This is a genomic window from Xanthobacter autotrophicus (genome assembly GCF_030015065.1).
GTDB classification, from domain to species: domain Bacteria; phylum Pseudomonadota; class Alphaproteobacteria; order Rhizobiales; family Xanthobacteraceae; genus Xanthobacter; species Xanthobacter autotrophicus_D.
In genome coordinates this window covers 1-417 of the sequence record NZ_JAIVFN010000486.1, presented here as the reverse complement: position 1 = coordinate 417, position 417 = coordinate 1, and the positions used below count along the sequence as shown (strand labels likewise).

Here is a 417-nt window from a genome sequence, read left to right as displayed (position 1 = left end):
GCGCTGGAGCGCGGCCAGCTGCAGCTGCATTACCAGCCGCAGATCACCATCGCCACCGGCGAGATCCGGAGCGTGGAAGCCCTGCTGCGGTGGCAGCATCCGGAGCTGGGGTCGGTGTCGCCCGCGGAATTCATCCCGATCGCCGAAGACAGCGGGCAGATCCTGCAGATCGGCGAATGGGTCATGCGGACGGCGCTGGCGCAGCTGCAGGTCTGGCACGGCATGGGCCTGGGCTGGCTGTCGGTGGCCGTGAATCTTTCGGCACTGCAGTTCCGCCAGCCGCAGTTGCCCGAACTCGTCAGCCGGATCCTGGACGAAACGCAGCTCGTTCCCCAGCGGCTCGAGCTGGAGCTGACCGAGGGCGTCGCCGTGGACGACCCGCGCTCGGCCATCGCCACCATGGACCAGCTGTTCGCG

1 protein-coding gene is annotated in these 417 nt (G+C 68.6%); it reads left to right on the top strand.

From position 1 onward, the window contains the following. On the top strand, window positions 1–417 hold a 417-nt coding region (locus K9U40_RS24155; protein WP_282892579.1), incomplete at both ends, for an EAL domain-containing protein.